At 58.4% G+C, this 16546-nt stretch carries 26 protein-coding genes; all 26 read right to left on the bottom strand.

What is annotated here, in order from left to right; genetic code table 11:
* Positions 1-257: 257 nt before the first annotated feature.
* The gene (locus ACQZ5K_RS09320; RefSeq protein ID WP_003521011.1) at positions 258-848 is read right to left on the bottom strand and encodes an adenylate kinase; all 591 of its coding nucleotides are present in this window, start codon (positions 846-848) and stop codon (positions 258-260) included.
* Positions 845-2185, bottom strand: coding sequence for a preprotein translocase subunit SecY (secY, locus tag ACQZ5K_RS09315; RefSeq protein WP_003521010.1), 1341 nt, complete (start codon positions 2183-2185; stop codon positions 845-847). Before secY ends, ACQZ5K_RS09320 begins: the two co-directional genes overlap by 4 nt.
* A 328-nt stretch (positions 2186-2513) precedes the next feature.
* Positions 2514-2993, bottom strand: a complete 480-nt coding sequence (rplO, locus tag ACQZ5K_RS09310) for a 50S ribosomal protein L15 (protein ID WP_448740195.1) — start codon at positions 2991-2993, stop codon at positions 2514-2516.
* Between the two features lie 16 nt (positions 2994-3009).
* Complete coding sequence (rpmD, locus tag ACQZ5K_RS09305; RefSeq protein WP_020812287.1) at positions 3010-3216, bottom strand: 50S ribosomal protein L30; 207 nt, start codon at positions 3214-3216, stop codon at positions 3010-3012.
* 11 nt (positions 3217-3227) lie between these two features.
* Positions 3228-3797, bottom strand: coding sequence for a 30S ribosomal protein S5 (gene rpsE, locus ACQZ5K_RS09300; protein WP_004442585.1), 570 nt, complete (start codon positions 3795-3797; stop codon positions 3228-3230).
* Between the two features lie 119 nt (positions 3798-3916).
* A complete protein-coding gene (gene rplR / locus ACQZ5K_RS09295; protein ID WP_003521008.1) occupies positions 3917-4279 on the bottom strand; it encodes a 50S ribosomal protein L18 in 363 nt (120 codons plus the stop codon).
* Positions 4280-4291: 12 nt separating this feature from the next.
* Positions 4292-4825, bottom strand: coding sequence for a 50S ribosomal protein L6 (gene rplF / locus ACQZ5K_RS09290; protein ID WP_003495204.1), 534 nt, complete (start codon positions 4823-4825; stop codon positions 4292-4294).
* Positions 4826-4868: 43 nt separating this feature from the next.
* Positions 4869-5267 (bottom strand): 30S ribosomal protein S8, encoded by a 399-nt coding sequence (rpsH, locus tag ACQZ5K_RS09285; RefSeq protein WP_003521007.1) that lies wholly within the window; start codon positions 5265-5267, stop codon positions 4869-4871.
* Positions 5268-5279: 12 nt separating this feature from the next.
* Complete coding sequence (gene rpsN / locus ACQZ5K_RS09280) at positions 5280-5585, bottom strand: 30S ribosomal protein S14 (protein WP_003507785.1); 306 nt, start codon at positions 5583-5585, stop codon at positions 5280-5282.
* A 33-nt stretch (positions 5586-5618) separates the two neighbouring features.
* Positions 5619-6173: a 50S ribosomal protein L5 gene (gene rplE, locus ACQZ5K_RS09275; protein ID WP_003495201.1), complete on the bottom strand. Its 555-nt coding sequence runs from the start codon at positions 6171-6173 to the stop codon at positions 5619-5621.
* Complete coding sequence (gene rplX, locus ACQZ5K_RS09270) at positions 6166-6474, bottom strand: 50S ribosomal protein L24 (RefSeq protein ID WP_003521006.1); 309 nt, start codon at positions 6472-6474, stop codon at positions 6166-6168. Before rplX ends, rplE begins: the two co-directional genes overlap by 8 nt.
* Positions 6475-6486: 12 nt before the next feature.
* On the bottom strand, positions 6487-6855 hold the full coding sequence (gene rplN / locus ACQZ5K_RS09265) for a 50S ribosomal protein L14 (RefSeq protein WP_003495199.1): 369 nt from the start codon (positions 6853-6855) through the stop codon (positions 6487-6489).
* A gap of 234 nt (positions 6856-7089) precedes the next feature.
* A complete protein-coding gene (gene rpsQ / locus ACQZ5K_RS09260; RefSeq protein ID WP_003495195.1) occupies positions 7090-7326 on the bottom strand; it encodes a 30S ribosomal protein S17 in 237 nt (78 codons plus the stop codon).
* Positions 7327-7337: 11 nt separating this feature from the next.
* A complete protein-coding gene (gene rpmC / locus ACQZ5K_RS09255; protein ID WP_003495193.1) occupies positions 7338-7538 on the bottom strand; it encodes a 50S ribosomal protein L29 in 201 nt (66 codons plus the stop codon).
* A gap of 12 nt (positions 7539-7550) precedes the next feature.
* Positions 7551-7964 (bottom strand): 50S ribosomal protein L16, encoded by a 414-nt coding sequence (rplP, locus tag ACQZ5K_RS09250; RefSeq protein WP_003495190.1) that lies wholly within the window; start codon positions 7962-7964, stop codon positions 7551-7553.
* 38 nt (positions 7965-8002) lie between these two features.
* The gene (rpsC, locus tag ACQZ5K_RS09245) at positions 8003-8734 is read right to left on the bottom strand and encodes a 30S ribosomal protein S3 (RefSeq protein WP_003495188.1); all 732 of its coding nucleotides are present in this window, start codon (positions 8732-8734) and stop codon (positions 8003-8005) included.
* Positions 8734-9123, bottom strand: coding sequence for a 50S ribosomal protein L22 (rplV, locus tag ACQZ5K_RS09240; RefSeq protein ID WP_003521005.1), 390 nt, complete (start codon positions 9121-9123; stop codon positions 8734-8736). The genes rpsC and rplV overlap by 1 nt, the downstream gene beginning before the upstream one ends.
* Positions 9124-9125: 2 nt before the next feature.
* Positions 9126-9404 carry a 30S ribosomal protein S19 gene (gene rpsS, locus ACQZ5K_RS09235; protein WP_003507772.1) on the bottom strand — a complete coding sequence of 93 codons (279 nt, stop codon included), beginning with the start codon at positions 9402-9404 and terminating at the stop codon, positions 9126-9128.
* Positions 9405-9419: 15 nt separating this feature from the next.
* Complete coding sequence (rplB, locus tag ACQZ5K_RS09230; protein ID WP_003521004.1) at positions 9420-10256, bottom strand: 50S ribosomal protein L2; 837 nt, start codon at positions 10254-10256, stop codon at positions 9420-9422.
* 43 nt (positions 10257-10299) lie between these two features.
* Positions 10300-10593 (bottom strand): 50S ribosomal protein L23, encoded by a 294-nt coding sequence (locus ACQZ5K_RS09225; RefSeq protein WP_003521003.1) that lies wholly within the window; start codon positions 10591-10593, stop codon positions 10300-10302.
* Positions 10590-11210 (bottom strand): 50S ribosomal protein L4, encoded by a 621-nt coding sequence (gene rplD, locus ACQZ5K_RS09220; RefSeq protein WP_003495173.1) that lies wholly within the window; start codon positions 11208-11210, stop codon positions 10590-10592. Before rplD ends, ACQZ5K_RS09225 begins: the two co-directional genes overlap by 4 nt.
* Before the next feature lie 12 nt (positions 11211-11222).
* Positions 11223-11864 (bottom strand): 50S ribosomal protein L3, encoded by a 642-nt coding sequence (rplC, locus tag ACQZ5K_RS09215; RefSeq protein ID WP_003507769.1) that lies wholly within the window; start codon positions 11862-11864, stop codon positions 11223-11225.
* A gap of 168 nt (positions 11865-12032) precedes the next feature.
* Entirely contained in the window at positions 12033-12341 is a 309-nt protein-coding gene (gene rpsJ, locus ACQZ5K_RS09210; RefSeq protein ID WP_003507767.1) for a 30S ribosomal protein S10, read from the bottom strand.
* A gap of 311 nt (positions 12342-12652) precedes the next feature.
* On the bottom strand, positions 12653-13828 hold the full coding sequence (gene tuf, locus ACQZ5K_RS09205) for an elongation factor Tu (protein WP_003525183.1): 1176 nt from the start codon (positions 13826-13828) through the stop codon (positions 12653-12655).
* Positions 13829-13893: 65 nt separating this feature from the next.
* The gene (gene fusA, locus ACQZ5K_RS09200; protein WP_003523732.1) at positions 13894-15993 is read right to left on the bottom strand and encodes an elongation factor G; all 2100 of its coding nucleotides are present in this window, start codon (positions 15991-15993) and stop codon (positions 13894-13896) included.
* Positions 15994-16027: 34 nt separating this feature from the next.
* The gene (gene rpsG / locus ACQZ5K_RS09195; RefSeq protein WP_003507761.1) at positions 16028-16498 is read right to left on the bottom strand and encodes a 30S ribosomal protein S7; all 471 of its coding nucleotides are present in this window, start codon (positions 16496-16498) and stop codon (positions 16028-16030) included.
* Positions 16499-16546 lie beyond the last annotated feature (48 nt).

The raw sequence follows: 16546 nt of genomic DNA, 5'->3' as shown, positions 1-16546 counted from the left end.
CATTCGAGCGGCCGACAAGACCGCCAGTTCAAATTGGTGTCCGTGACAAGTCAAAACGACCGAACCCGGATCTCCCTTCCCTTAGGGAAATCCGCGCCAGTCGCTTGGGATGTCGCGAGTTGGCGCGGTGTTTAACGGAATCAGCGCAAAAAAGCAACCGGCTCCGCCAAGATTCTTTTACGATCCAAAGGATCAGCCGCCATGCGGAGGTGAGATATGGGCAAGAGCGCAACAGCCTCGCCCATCCGCTCCGTCGATCAGGCGGAGGCTTTCTCGAGAACGCGCTCGATAGCCTCGGTGACAGCATCGACGTCAGCCATGCCATCCAGCGTCACGAGCTCACCCTGTTCGCTGTAATAGGCAGACAGCGGCGCGGTCTTCTCGCGATATTCCGTCAGGCGCTTGCGGAACGCTTCCGGATTGTCATCCGAGCGAACCGTACCGCCGGCGGCAATGGTTTCAGCCACGCGGTTTTCGATTCGGCGAATCAACGCCTCTTCGTCCACCTTGAGTTCGATGACGGCATCAAGGACCAAATTCTTCTTGCGCATGTTCTCGGCAAGCGCCTTGGCCTGCGGAACGGTGCGCGGATAGCCGTCGAGAATAAAGCCCTTGGCACAGTCCGGTGCTTCGATGCGCTCGGAAACGATCTGATTGACGATATCATCGGAAACAAGCCCGCCGGCGTCCATGACGGCCTTGGCGCGTTTGCCGATTTCGGTGCCCGCGCTGACCGCAGCGCGAAGCATGTCACCGGTGGAAAGCTGCGGGATCCCGTACTTGTCCGTCAGCCGCTTGGCCTGGGTTCCCTTGCCCGCACCCGGCGGACCCAAAAATATCAGTCTCATCGTCCCCTCTTTCCTCCACGCAACTTCGACTTCTTGATCAGCCCTTCATACTGCTGCGCGATCAGGTGGCCCTGAATTTGCGCAACCGTATCCAGAGTTACACTGACAACGATCAAAAGCGAAGTACCACCAAGGGCTAATGGAATGCCCGTGCGTGCGATAAGTGTCTCAGGAAGGATACAGACGAAGACAAGATAAATCGCGCCGACCACGGTGATACGGGTCAGGACGTAATCGATGTACTCCGCGGTGCGCTCGCCCGGACGGATGCCCGGAATGAAGCCACCATGCTTCTTGAGGTTATCTGCGGTGTCCTTCGGATTGAAGACGATCGCCGTATAGAAAAATGCGAAGAACGCGATCAGCAGGCCGTAGAGCGCCATGAACAGCGGCTGTCCGTGCTGCAGCGACGCGATGATCGAGGTTGCCCAGCCCGGCAGGTTGGTGTTTCCGGCAAAACCCGCAGCCGTTGCCGGCAGGAGCAGCAGCGACGATGCGAAGATCGCGGGAATGACGCCGGCCGTATTGAGCTTCAGCGGCAGATGCGAGGTATCGCCCTGGAACATGCGATTGCCGACCTGTCGCTTCGGATATTGGATCAACAGGCGGCGCTGCGCGCGCTCCACGAAGACGATGAGCGCGATGACGCCGATGGCGACCACAACGACCGTCAGGATGAGCGGGGTGGAAAGCGCACCGGTACGGCCGAGTTCCAGTGTGCCGGCCAGCGCTTTGGGCAGGCCTGCGGCGATGCCCGCGAAGATGATCAGCGAAATACCGTTGCCGATACCGCGCGAGGTGATCTGCTCACCCAGCCACATCAGGAACATCGTGCCGCCGAGCAGCGTGATGACGGTGGAAATGCGGAAAAACCAGCCTGGATCGACCACGAGGCCGTTGCCGCTTTCGAGGCCGACCGCAATGCCATAAGCCTGCAGCGTGCCGAGCAGCACCGTGCCGTAGCGCGTATACTGGTTGATGATCTTGCGGCCGGCTTCGCCTTCCTTCTTCAACGCTTCGAGCGAGGGCACGACCGAGGTCATGAGCTGCACGATGATCGAAGCGGAGATGTAAGGCATGATGCCGAGCGCGAAAATCGCCATGCGCTCGACGGCGCCACCCGCAAACATGTTGAAAAGACCGAGAATACCGTTGGCCTGGCCACGGAAGGCCTGCGCATAGGCTTCGGGGTTCAGGCCCGGAAGCGGAATGTGGGTGCCGAGACGGTAGACGAGAAGTGCGGCAAGAGTAAACCAGAGACGCTTTTTCAGATCCTCCGCCTTAGCGAAGGTCGAAAAATTCAGGTTCGAAGCCAGTTGTTCCGCTGCTGAAGCCATAAATTTCTCCGAATGACCCTTGCCAGCCAGCGCAACCGGCCGATGCGGAAAGGTCTAAAAGATACTGGTCAAAACCGGGCTTCGGACAAATGCGGCTCTCAGCCGCCATCATGCCTCACCCTGTTTTTTATGTCCTATCCCCTCCCCTACGGAAGTTCAAGAACTGTGAGGCTCTCCCTGCAGCACTTTCTGCCGCAAGCGGGGCCGTGGAAGCACACCGCGAAGAGATTGCCCTGATGCTCTATAAATCGATTTAGATCGAAAGCACCATAGGCCAGGGAGCGCAAACGCCCGGAGCGACGAGCCCCGGGCGTCTGAAGTCTATATATTACTCGGCGGCTTCTGCTGCAACTGCGAGAAGCTTGATCGAACCGCCAGCCTTTTCGATCTTTTCGATTGCGGGCTTGGAAGCGCCGGCAACTTCGAAAGCGACCTTGGCCTTCAGCTCGCCGTCGGCGAGAATGCGTACGCCGTCCTTGGCGCGGCGGACAACGCCGGCAGCCTTGAGGGCAGCGGCATCGATCGTTGCGGAAGCGTCAAGCTTCTTGGCGTCGATGGCGGTCTGAATGCGGCCGAGCGATACGACAACATATTCGGAAGCGAAGATGTTGTTGAAACCGCGCTTCGGCAGACGACGGTAGATGGGCATCTGACCGCCTTCGAAACCGTTGATGGCGACGCCCGAACGAGCCTTCTGGCCCTTCACACCGCGACCGCCGGTCTTGCCCTTGCCGGAACCGATACCGCGACCTACGCGGATACGGTCCTTGGAGGCGCCTTCGTTGTCTCTGATTTCATTGAGTTTCATGATAGGTTACTCCGTCTCACTTCTCGTCAACGACGCGAACGAGATGCTGGACCGCACGGATCATGCCGCGAACCGCCGGAGTGTCTTCCAGGGTGCGCTGACGATGCATCTTGTTGAGACCCAGGCCGATCAGCGTCTGGCGCTGGATTGCCGGGCGGCGAATGGGGCTGCCGATCTGTTCGACCGTAACAGTCTTCTTGGCTTCAGTAGTCTTCTTGGCCATGATCCAGCTCCTTATTCTTCAGAAGCGTTGCCGGAAGCGGCACGACGAGCCTGAAGGGTCGCATACTTCAGACCGCGCTGTGCAGCGATGTCCTTCGGATGAACCTGATGCTTCAGAGCGTCGAACGTAGCGCGAACCATGTTGTACGGGTTCGAAGAACCGGTCGACTTGGCAACAACGTCATGAACGCCGAGCGTTTCGAAAACGGCGCGCATCGGACCACCGGCGATGATACCGGTACCGGCCTTGGCCGAACGCAACAGAACCTTGCCTGCGCCGTGACGGCCATTGACGTCGTGGTGCAGCGTGCGGCCATCGCGCAGCGGAACGAAGATCAGATCGCGCTTTGCGCTTTCGGTTGCCTTGCGGATCGCTTCCGGAACTTCACGAGCCTTGCCGTGACCGAAGCCAACGCGGCCCTTCTGGTCGCCAACGACGACGAGAGCGGCGAAGCCGAAGCGACGGCCACCCTTAACAACCTTTGCAACGCGATTGATCGCGACCAGCTTGTCGACGAATTCGCTATCGCGCTCTTCGCGGTTCTGACGCTCTTCGCGGGAACCTCTTTTATCCTGTGCCATTGTCCTTGTCCTTTTTCTTTTGCGGGTGGAACGGCAAACGAAAAGACCAGCGGCCCCAATGAAGAGATCCGCATGGTCCGGTGAAATTCCGCCCGGATCGTTGTCCGGGCGGAAAAAAATCAGAAGTTCAGGCCGCCTTCGCGGGCAGCGTCTGCCAGGGCCTTGATGCGGCCGTGGTAGATGAACGCGCCACGGTCGAATACGACATCCTTGACGCCAGCCTTGACGCCACGCTCGGCAACCAGCTTGCCTACGACAGTTGCTGCTGCAACGTCGGCGCCGGTCTTGAGCGAGCCGCGCAGATCGGCTTCGAGCGTGGAGGCAGACGCAAGCGTCTTGCCAGCAACGTCATCGATGATCTGGGCGTAGATGTTCTTCGACGAGCGATGAACCGACAGGCGCGGGCGGCCGTTGGCAACCGCCTTGATCTGGCGGCGCACACGGCTCGCGCGACGTGCAAGTGCTTCTTTCCTGCTAGCCATTTCGCGTGATCCTTACTTCTTCTTGCCTTCTTTGCGGACAATACGCTCTTCAGCGTACTTCACGCCCTTGCCCTTGTAGGGCTCGGGACCGCGGTATTCGCGGATTTCCGCGGCTACCTGGCCAACCTGCTGCTTGTTGATGCCGGAAACGATGATTTCCGTGGGCTTCGGAACGGCAATGGTGATGCCGACCGGCGGCTCGTAAACAACGTCGTGGGAGAAGCCGAGAGCCAGCTGCAGGTTCTTGCCCTGCATGGCGGCACGGTAACCGACGCCGTTGATTTCGAGCTTGCGCTCATAGCCGTCCTTAACACCCTTGAAGATGTTCTCGATCATCGTGCGGGACATGCCCCACTTCGAACGAGCTTCCTTGGTGCCGTTAGCCGGCGTTACGGAAACGCCGTTATCTTCGAGCTTCAGCTGAATGTCGTCGTTAGCGACGAAAAACAGTTCACCCTTCGGGCCCTTAGCAGTAACCTTCTGGCCGTCGACATTGGCCGTCACACCTGCTGGAACCGGAACGGGCTTTTTACCGATACGAGACATTATTCAATCCTGTCTGTTCGTTATGGAGATCCTTGCTCGGGTCTTAGAAGACCGAGCAAAGAACCTCGCCACCAACGTTCTGTTCGCGAGCCTGGTGATCGGCCATCACGCCCTTCGGGGTCGAAAGGATGGTGATGCCGAGGCCGTTCGCGACCTGCGGAATGGACTTTACCGAGACATAAACCCGGCGGCCCGGCTTGGAAACGCGGCCGATCTCACGGATCACGGACGCGCCTTCGTAGTACTTCAGCTCGATCGTGAATTCGGACTTGCCGTTTTCGAAATCGACCTTGGAATAACCGCGAATGTAGCCTTCAGCCTGCAGCACGTCGAGAACGCGTGCGCGGAGGCTGGAAGCCGGCGTGCTTACCGAAGACTTGCGGCGAGCAGCACCATTGCGGATGCGGGTGAGCATATCACCCAAAGGATCAGTCATGGTCATGTGCCCGTCTCCTTACCAGCTCGACTTGACAATGCCCGGCACCTTGCCGGAATTGCCCAGCTCACGAAGCGCGATACGCGACATCTTGAGCTTGCGATAGAACGCGCGCGGACGGCCCGTTACTTCGCAGCGGTTGCGGATACGCGTCTTCGAGCCGTCACGCGGCAGCGAAGCGAGCTTCAGAGTGGCCTTGAACCGGTCTTCGATCGGAAGGGACTGGTTCATCACGATCGCCTTCAGTGCGGCGCGCTTGGCGGCCTGCTGGGCGACCGACTTGCGGCGGCGCTTGTTCTTTTCAACTGCGCTTGTTTTCGCCATATCGGAGTTCCTTTTCTACGCTCGTCGTTACGGTTAGTGACGGAACGGGAAGTTGAACTCTGTCAGCAGAGCCCGAGCTTCGTCGTCCGACGTCGCCGTCGTGCAAACGATGATGTCCATGCCCCACATCTGATCAACCTTATCGTAGTTGATCTCAGGGAACACAATGTGTTCCTTGATGCCCATGGCGAAGTTGCCACGGCCGTCAAAGCTCTTCGGGTTCAGGCCCCGGAAGTCGCGAACGCGCGGAAGCGCGATGTTGACCAGACGATCAAGGAATTCGTACATGCGGGCGCCACGAAGGGTAACCTTCGCACCGATCGGCATGCCTTCGCGAACCTTGAAACCTGCGATCGAGTTGCGAGCGCGGGTAACCACCGGCTTCTGGCCGGCAATCGCAGCCAGGTCACCGGCAGCGATGGTGGGCTTCTTGGAGTCGGCAGTCGCCTCGCCAACACCCATGTTGATCACGATCTTTTCAAGCTTCGGGATCATCATCACGTTGGCGTAGGAGAACTTCTCCTGCATGGCGCCACGGATACGGGAAACGTATTCCGTCTTGAGACGCGGCTCGTACTTATCAGCCATCGATCACTTCTCCCGAACGCTTGGCCACGCGGACCTTCTTGCCATCCACAACCGAGAAGCCAACGCGGGTCGGCTTGCCATCCTTGTCGACGATGGCGATGTTGGAGATGTGCAAGGATGCTTCCTTGTTGATGATGCCGGCTTCCTGGGCCTGGGTCTGGCGCTGGTGACGCTTCACCATGTTAACGCCACGCACAACGGCCCGATCTTCCTTCGGCAAAACCTGGATTACTTCGCCGGTACGGCCCTTGTCCTTACCGGTCAATACGACAACCTTGTCGCCTTTACGAATCTTCTGCATCGCATTCGCTCCTTACAGTACTTCCGGAGCCAGCGAGATGATCTTCATGTGGTTCTTGGCGCGAAGTTCGCGCGGAACCGGTCCGAAGATACGGGTGCCGATGGGCTCTTTCTTGTTGTCGATAAGAACGGCTGCGTTGTTATCGAAACGGATGACGCTGCCGTCAGCGCGGCGGATGTCCTTGGCGGTGCGCACGACAACCGCCTTCATCACGTCGCCCTTCTTGACGCGGCCGCGCGGAATAGCTTCCTTGATGGAAACGACAATAATGTCGCCAACAGAAGCATATTTGCGCTTCGAGCCGCCCAGCACCTTGATGCACATGACACGACGTGCGCCGGAATTATCCGCCACGTCGAGGTTTGTTTGCATCTGAATCATGTCAGGTCGCCTTCTTGTTGTTACCGGAACGGTTGGGCAAACTCTCCCGAGCAAGCCCCCTGCCCCAGCTTATGAATATCTCTTTTTTTGCGCGGAAATGTCGTGACAGGGTGGTTTCCCGAAGGACCTTCCGTGCGCATCAAAGCAAAAGACGCTCGATTCACGAGCGTCCTTGCGGTGCTTCATACAGGAATTCGCGCCAAGTGCAAGACACCTGGCGCGATTCTGATGAAATTAAGCCTGGGCGGAAACGACCGTCCAGCGCTTGTCCTTGGAGATCGGTGCGCATTCCTCGATGGAAACGACATCGCCGACCTTATACTGATTGTTTTCGTCGTGTGCCTTGTACTTCTTCGAACGACGAACGGTCTTCTGAAGCAGCGGGTGAGCGAATCGGCGCTCAACCCGGACTACGACAGTCTTCTCGTTCTTATCGGACACTACGACGCCCTGCAGAATGCGTTTCGGCATATTATTCTTCCTTAGGCCTTGGCTTCTGCCGCCTTCTGGCGGGCAATGGTTTTAACGCGGGCGATATCCTTGCGGACTTCGTTGATGCGCGAGGACTTCTCCAGCTGACCAGTTGCCTTCTGGAAGCGCAGGTTGAACTGCTCCTTCTTCAGATCGGCGAGCTTGTCCTTGAGCTGGTCGGCGCTGAGGCCGCGAACTTCATCGGCTTTCATGTGCCTTGCTCCTTACTCTGCGATGCGCTGTACGAAGCGCGTCTTGACCGAGAGCTTGGCAGCGCCGAGACGAAGCGCCTCACGGGCGATCTCCTCGGACACACCGTCGATCTCGAACATCATACGACCGGGCTTGACCTTGCATGCCCAGTAATCGACCGAACCCTTGCCCTTACCCATACGAACTTCGGTCGGCTTTGCCGTAACCGGAACGTCGGGGAATACGCGGATCCACACGCGACCTGCGCGCTTCATGTAACGCGTGATCGCGCGGCGGGCCGCTTCGATCTCGCGTGCATTCACGCGGTTCGGTTCCTGCGACTTCAAGCCGAATTCACCGAATGCCAGGTCAAAGCCGCCCTTGGCGACGCCCTTGATGCGTCCCTTGAACTGCTTACGGTACTTAGTACGCTTTGGCTGCAACATTTTCTTACTTCTCCGAGCTTATCTTTCGCCAGCGTCAATCAAGCGTTTTCGCGACGACGATCGGGACGATCGCCACGCTCACGGCTTGCAGGGCCCTGTGCGTCGCCTTCGAGACCGCGACGCTCAGAAGCCATCGGATCATGCTCAAGGATTTCGCCCTTGAAGATCCAGACCTTGATGCCGCAGATGCCGAATGCGGTTTCAGCTTCAGCCGTGCCGTAGTCGATGTCCGCACGCAGCGTGTGCAGCGGAACGCGACCTTCGCGGTACCATTCGGTACGAGCGATTTCTGCACCGCCGAGACGGCCGCCGCAGGTGATCTTGATGCCTTCGGCGCCAAGACGCATTGCGGACTGAACAGCACGCTTCATCGCACGGCGGAAAGCCACGCGGCGCTCGAGCTGCTGAGCGATCGACTGGGCAACCAGCGTCGCGTCGATTTCCGGCTTGCGCACTTCAACGATGTTGAGGTGCGTTTCGGAGTTGGTCATCTCGGAAAGCTTCTTGCGAAGCTTCTCGATGTCCGCACCCTTCTTGCCGATGATCAGACCCGGACGAGCCGAGTGGATCGTGACGCGGCACTTCTTGTGCGGACGCTCGATGACGACCTTGGCGATACCGGCCTGCTTGAGTTCCTTGATCAGGTAAGCCCGGATCTTGAGGTCTTCATGCAGCAGCTTGCCGTATTCTGCGGTGTCAGCGTACCAGCGGCTATCCCAGGTACGGTTGATGCCGAGGCGGAAGCCGATCGGATTGATTTTCTGACCCATTATGCGGCCTCCCCTTTTTCCTCAACTTCACGAACAACGATCGTGAGGTGAGCGAACGGCTTTTCGATGCGGGAAGCACGACCACGGCCACGAGCGTGGAAACGCTTCATGGTGATGGACTTGCCAACATAGGCCTCGGCGACGACGAGAGCGTCGACGTCGAGGTCGTGGTTGTTTTCCGCATTGGCAATTGCAGATTCCAGCGTCTTCTTGACGGTGCCTGCAATGCGCTTGCGGGAGAATTCGAGCTCGGCGAGAGCGCGATCAACCTTCTTGCCACGGATAAGAGCGGCAACCAGGTTCAGTTTCTGGGGGCTGACGCGGAGCGTACGGGCAACGGCCTGAGCCTCGTTGTCCTTCAGCCGGCGTTCGGTCTTAGCCTTCGCCATGATTACTTCCTCTTTGCCTTCTTGTCCGCGCCGTGACCGTAGTAGGTACGGGTCGGAGAGAATTCACCGAACTTGTGTCCGACCATGTCTTCGTTGACGGAGACGGGCACATGCTTGCTGCCGTTGTAGACGCCGAAGGTCAGACCAACGAACTGCGGCAGGATCGTGGAGCGACGGCTCCAGATCTTGATTACTTCGTTACGTCCGCTCTCGCGCACCTTCTCAGCCTTAGTGAGAAGATAGCCGTCAACAAACGGACCTTTCCATACTGAACGAGCCATTAGTGACTACCTCTCTTACTTCTTACGCTGATGGCGCGAGCGCATGATGAACTTGTCGGTCGACTTGTTCGAACGGGTGCGCTTGCCCTTCGTGGGCTTGCCCCACGGAGTAACCGGGTGGCGACCACCCGACGTGCGACCTTCACCACCACCGTGCGGGTGGTCGACCGGGTTCATGACGACGCCGCGAACGTGCGGACGCTTGCCGCGCCAACGGGAACGACCGGCCTTGCCGTCGTTGATGTTGGCGTGGTCCGAGTTCGAAACAGCACCGATCGATGCGAGGCAGGAGCCGTGCACCAGACGCTGTTCGCCCGAGTTGAGACGCAGGATGGCCATGCCGGCATCGCGGCCGACGAGCTGGACATACGTACCGGCGGAGCGAGCGATCTGACCGCCCTTGCCCGGCTTCATCTCGACGTTGTGGATGATCGAACCGACCGGAATGTACTGAAGCGGCATGGTGTTGCCGGGCTTCACGTCCACTGCCTTGTCGGAGGCGATCACCTTGTCACCGGCAGCGAGACGCTGTGGCGCGAGAATGTAAGCCTGTTCGCCGTCGGTATACGTCACCAGCGCGATGAACGCGGTGCGGTTGGGGTCGTATTCCAGACGTTCAACGGTGCCTTCAACGTCAAACTTGCGACGCTTGAAGTCAACCAGACGGTAGGTCCGCTTGTGACCGCCACCCTGGAAACGGACGGTGATCCGGCCCTGGTTGTTACGGCCACCCTTGGAGCTGAGGCCCTGGGTGAGAGCCTTTACCGGCTTGCCCTTGTAGAGCGAAGCGCGGTCCACGATAACCAGCTGGCGCTGGCTCGGCGTGGTCGGATTGAAACTTTTCAATGCCATTTTCTTGTTCCCTTTTGGGTCTTTGCCCGCTTGGGCCTAACCTTTAGAGTCCGGTGGACACGTCGATGGATTGACCTTCGGCGAGCGTGACGACGGCTTTCTTGACGTCCTTCAGCTTACCGGCGAATCCACGGAAACGACGGGTCTTACCCTTGCGGATAAGCGTGTTCACAGCCGTGACTTTGACGCCGAAGAGAGCTTCCACGGCAGCCTTGATTTCAGGCTTGGAAGCGTTCTTGGCGACGTTGAATACGACCTGGTTCTGTTCGGATACCAGCGTCGACTTTTCCGTGATCGAAGGAGATACGATCACATCGTAGTGGCGAAGATCCGTCATTTGAACCGCTCCTCCAGAGCCTCTACAGCAGCCTTGGAAAGCACCAGCTTGCCACGGCGCAGGATGTCGTAAACATTGATGCCCTGAACCGGCAGAACGTCCACGTTCGGGATGTTCTGAGCAGCGAGCTTGAAGTTGCCATCAAGTTCGGCGCCGCCGATAACGAGAGCGTTGGTCAGGCCAAGCGAAGCGAAGCTGCCCAGCAGAGCCTTGGTCTTTGCTTCGGACGCGACGAGCTGATCGACGATGATCAGTTCTTCAGCCTTCAGCTTTGCAGACAGGGCGTGACGCAGAGCGAGCGCGCGAACCTTCTTGGGAAGATCGTGTGCATGGCTGCGAACGACCGGGCCGTGGGCCTTGCCGCCGCCGCGGAACTGCGGTGCGCGAGCCGAATGGTGACGAGCGCGGCCCGTACCCTTCTGCTTGTACATCTTCGCGCCGGTGCGGGAAACTTCCGACCGGTTCTTGGACTTGTGGGTTCCCTGCTGCTTCTTTGCAAGCTGCCAGCGAACCATGCGGGCCAGGATGTCCTGGCGGGGGTCGAGGCCGAAGATCTCATCCGACAGAGAAACCTTGCCGGCGTCTTTTCCCTCGAGGGTCTTGACGTTCAATTCCATGATAAGGCTCCCTTACTTCGCAGCCGACTTGACGGCGTCGCGGACGATGATCCAGGAACCCTTCGAGCCGGGAACTGCACCCTTCACGAGGATGAGGCCACGGTCTTCATCGGTCGAAACGACTTCGAGGTTCTGGGTCGTAACGCGCGTCTGGCCCATATGACCAGCCATGCGCTTGCCCTTCCAGACGCGGCCCGGATCCTGGTTGTTACCGGTCGAACCGTGTGCACGGTGCGATACGGAGTTACCGTGCGAAGCGCGGCCACCACCGAAGTTGTGACGCTTCATAGCACCGGCAAAACCTTTACCGATCGTGGTTCCAGTGACGTCGACCAGCTGGCCGGACTGAAAATGATTTGCGGTCAGTGTTGCACCGATGTCGATCAGGTTCTCGGGGGAAACCCGGAACTCGACGAGCTTGGCTTTCGGTTCGACATTGGCAGCGGCAAAGTGACCGCGAAGCGCCTTCGTCGTGTTCTTGACCTTGGACTGGCCGGCACCGAGCTGAACTGCGGTATAGCCATTCTTGTCTTCCGTGCGCTGGGCAACGACTTGTACGTTATCCAGTCGCAATACTGTTACGGGGATATGTTCACCTGCGTCGTTATAGACGCGTGTCATACCCACTTTCTGTGCAATCACACCTGAACGCATTGGTTCATCCTCTTGCGAGCCTTGAAGGGAAAACCCTCTCTGGCCTTTGTTAAGGAGTGCCCTTCGACATCTCACGATGTTTCCGGTCTCCGGTTTGGAAGTCGTTGGATTGCTCCACGTACCTTCCTTGTTATTTCAGCCCTCACCTTGGATGGATCGGGCCGGGTCTTAGAGCTTGATTTCCACGTCAACGCCAGCAGCGAGGTCGAGCTTCATCAGAGCATCGACAGTCTGCGGGGTGGGGTCAACGATATCGAGAAGACGCTTGTGCGTCCGCATTTCGAACTGTTCACGGCTCTTCTTATCAACGTGGGGAGAGCGGTTGACGGTAAACTTTTCGATGCGGGTGGGGAGCGGAACCGGGCCGCGAACGCTGGCGCCGGTGCGCTTTGCGGTCGACACGATTTCACGGGTAGAGGCATCGAGGATCCGGTGATCGAACGCCTTGAGGCGGATACGGATATTCTGGCCGTTCATTCGTCTTGTCCTTGTTCTTTGTTATTCGTTTCCGCACGCGGAAACACATGAACTTCTATTGATCGTGGCGCCGCAGATTTTCAAAAATCGAGAGAAATGCGCTGTCGCATCCCAATCATTTCAGTTGTCTGTATTGCTAAAACACCGCGTTTCGCAATCGCTTGCGAATCCAGCGGTGAGTGTGAGTGCGCGTTTACGCGCTTTCACCGAATTTTTCAAGCACTAAAAATGCAACGCCGCCAGGCTTTTTACCAAAAGTCCGGCGGCGGTGTTGTTCACACCGCCGCCAGTCTGAATTTCAAAGGTCGAAATTACTCGACGATCGAGGCCACGATGCCGGCGCCGACGGTACGGCCGCCTTCGCGGATAGCGAAGCGCAGCTTTTCTTCCATCGCGATCGGAACGATCAGCTCGACGTCAACGGTCACGTTGTCGCCAGGCATAACCATTTCCGTGCCTTCCGGAAGCGTAACGATGCCCGTTACGTCCGTCGTGCGGAAGTAGAACTGCGGACGGTAGTTCGTGAAGAACGGCGTATGACGGCCGCCTTCTTCCTTCGTCAGGATGTAGGCTTCAGCCTTGAACTTCTTGTGCGGCTTCACAGAACCCGGCTTGCACAGGATCTGACCACGCTCGACGCCGTCACGGTTAACACCGCGAACCAGTGCGCCGATGTTGTCGCCGGCCTGGCCCTGGTCGAGCAGCTTGCGGAACATTTCAACGCCGGTAACAGTCGTCTTCGAGGTCGGACGAATGCCGACGATTTCGACTTCTTCACCAACCTTGACGATACCGCGCTCAACGCGACCCGTCACAACCGTACCACGGCCGGAGATCGAGAACACGTCTTCGATCGGCATCAGGAACGGCTGGTCGATCGGACGCTCAGGCGTCGGGATGTAGGCGTCAACCGCAGCCATCAGCTCGCGGATCGCGTCTTCACCGATCTTCTTGTCGGAATCTTCAAGAGCAGCAAGTGCCGAACCCTTGATGATCGGGATATCGTCGCCCGGGAAGTCGTAGGACGACAGAAGTTCGCGAACTTCAAGCTCGACGAGCTCGAGAAGCTCGGCGTCGTCAACCTGGTCGACCTTGTTGAGGAACACGACGATCGCCGGAACGCCAACCTGACGGGCAAGCAGGATGTGCTCGCGGGTCTGCGGCATCGGGCCGTCGGCGGCCGAGCAAACCAGGATCGCGCCGTCCATCTGGGCAGCACCGGTGATCATGTTCTTCACGTAGTCGGCGTGGCCGGGGCAGTCGACGTGCGCGTAGTGACGGGCAGGCGTTTCGTATTCAACGTGCGCCGTCGAAATCGTGATACCACGGGCCTTTTCTTCAGGCGCGGCGTCGATCTGGTCATACGCCTTGAATTCGCCGAAGAACTTCGTGATCGCTGCCGTCAGCGACGTCTTGCCATGGTCAACGTGACCGATCGTGCCAATGTTGACGTGCGGCTTATTGCGCTCAAACTTGCTCTTTGCCATTAGTGGCTCTCCATTCTTGTCCCTTGACGGGAATAATCTTCAAAATTCGGTGGGGCGTACCCCGATCACTTCTGACCGGAGTACTTAGCCTGGATTTCCTGCGCCACGTTCGACGGAACCGGCGAATAGTGGTCGAACGTCATCGAGTACTGTGCACGGCCCTGCGACATGGAGCGCAGGTTGTCGACGTACTTGAACATGTTCGCGAGCGGAACATGCGCGTTGATGACGACGGCGATACCACGGCTTTCCTGGCCCTGGATCTGACCACGACGGGAGTTCAGGTCGCCGATAACGTCACCGACATAGTCTTCCGGCGTTACGACTTCGACCTTCATCATCGGCTCGAGAAGCTGTGCGCCAGCCTTCTTCGCTGCTTCACGGAAGCAGGCACGCGATGCGATTTCGAAGGCGAGAACCGACGAGTCAACATCGTGGAATGCACCGTCGACCAGCGTCGCCTTGACGCCGAGCATCGGGAAGCCAGCCAGCGGACCGGAAGACAGAACGCTTTCGATACCCTTCTGAACGCCCGGGATGTATTCCTTCGGAACAGCACCGCCGACGATCTTCGACTCGAACTTGAAGTCTTCGCCTTCGGGGTTCGGTTCGAAGATGATCTTCACGCGAGCGAACTGGCCGGTACCACCGGACTGCTTCTTGTGCGTGTAGTCTTCTTCGTGCTGACGTGTGATCGTTTCGCGGTAGGCAACCTGCGGAGCGCCGACGGTTGCTTCAACCTTGAACTCGCGACGCATACGGTCAACGAGAATGTCGAGGTGAAGTTCGCCCATGCCCGCGATGATCGTCTGACCGGACTCTTCGTCGGTCTTGACGCGGAACGACGGATCTTCAGCAGCCAGACGGTTGAGCGCGAGGCCCATCTTTTCCTGGTCGCCCTTGGTCTTCGGCTCGATCGCGATCTGGATGACCGGCTCGGGGAATTCCATGCGCTCGAGGATAACCGGCTTCAGCGGATCGCAGAGCGTATCGCCAGTGGTGGTTTCCTTGAGGCCAGCCAAAGCAACGATGTCGCCGGCAAAGGCTTCTTCGATGTCTTCACGGCTGTTGGAGTGCATCTGCAGCATACGGCCGACGCGCTCGCGCTTGTCCTTGACCGTGTTGATGACAGACGTACCCTTTTCGAGCTTGCCCGAGTAGATACGTGCGAAGGTCAGCGAACCGACGAAGGGGTCGTTCATGATCTTGAACGCGAGCATGGAAAGCGGCTCGCTGTCGTCGGCATGACGCTCGATTTCGGCTTCGGTCTTGAAGTCAATACCCTTGATCGCCGGAATGTCCAGCGGAGAAGGCAGGTAGTCGACAACAGCGTCGAGAAGCGGCTGAACGCCCTTGTTCTTGAACGCGGTACCGCAGAACATCGGGTGGAACTTCACGTCGATGGTGCCGCGGCGAACGAGCGCACGGATCTTGTCGTTGTCGGGCATGATGCCGTTCAGGTAGTCTTCCATCGCCTCTTCGTCGATCTCGACAACGGTCTCGATCAGCTTTTCGCGATATTCGTCAGCCTTGGCCTTCATGTCTTCCGGGATTTCGACGACGTCCCACTGAGCGCCGAGCGATTCGTCGCGCCAGATGAGTGCGTTCATCTCGATCAGGTCGATAACGCCCTTGAACTCGGTCTCAGCGCCGATCGGCAGCTGCATGACAACGGCGATGGCGCCGAGACGGGTCTTGATCATTTCTACCGAGCGGTAGAAGTCAGCACCGGTCTTGTCCATCTTGTTGCAGAAGATCATACGCGGAACATGATACTTCTCGGCCTGGCGCCAGACGGTTTCCGTCTGCGGCTCAACACCGGCGTTGGCGTCGAGCAGCGCGATGGCGCCGTCGAGAACGCGCAGCGAACGCTCGACTTCAATGGTGAAGTCGACGTGGCCGGGGGTGTCGATGATGTTGAAGCGGCGCATCTTGCCGTCGCGACCCTTCCAGAAGGTCGTGGTGGCAGCGGAGGTGATGGTGATACCACGCTCCTGCTCCTGTTCCATCCAGTCCATCGTGGCAGCGCCATCGTGAACTTCGCCGATCTTGTGCGACTTACCGGTGTAATAAAGGATACGCTCGGTGGTCGTCGTCTTGCCGGCGTCGATATGCGCCATGATACCGAAATTGCGGTAGTCTTCGATTTTATATTCGCGAGCCATAATGGACTGCCTTTCGATATGCGACCGGTTAAGATTACCAGCGGTAATGCGAGAATGCGCGGTTGGCGTCGGCCATCTTGTGCGTGTCTTCGCGCTTCTTGACAGCGGAACCGCGGTTGTTCGCAGCGTCCATGAGTTCGCCGGAAAGGCGATCGACCATGGTCGTTTCGTTGCGCTTGCGGGCAGCCGTGATCAGCCAGCGGATAGCAAGGGCCTGACGGCGCTCGGGGCGAACGTCGACGGGAACCTGATACGTGGCACCACCAACGCGGCGCGAACGCACTTCAACGTGCGGAGCAACGTTGTCGAGGGCGGAGTGGAACACGCCGAGCGGCTCCTGCTTCGTCTTGCCCTGAACGACGTCGAACGCGCCGTAAACGATGCTTTCTGCGACCGACTTCTTGCCGTGAAGCATGATGGCGTTCATGAACTTGGTGACGACCAGATCGCCGAACTTCGGGTCCGGGTTGATCTCACGCTTTTCTGCACTATGGCGACGGGACATATTCTTTGTCTCTCAATGTTATTGACGCTAAACCACGCGGAGAACCTC

The sequence above is a fragment of the Agrobacterium sp. 22-226-1 genome (assembly GCF_053522345.1).
The sequence above is the reverse complement of the archived record's forward strand: the minus strand, read 5'-3'. Positions and strand labels throughout refer to the sequence as shown.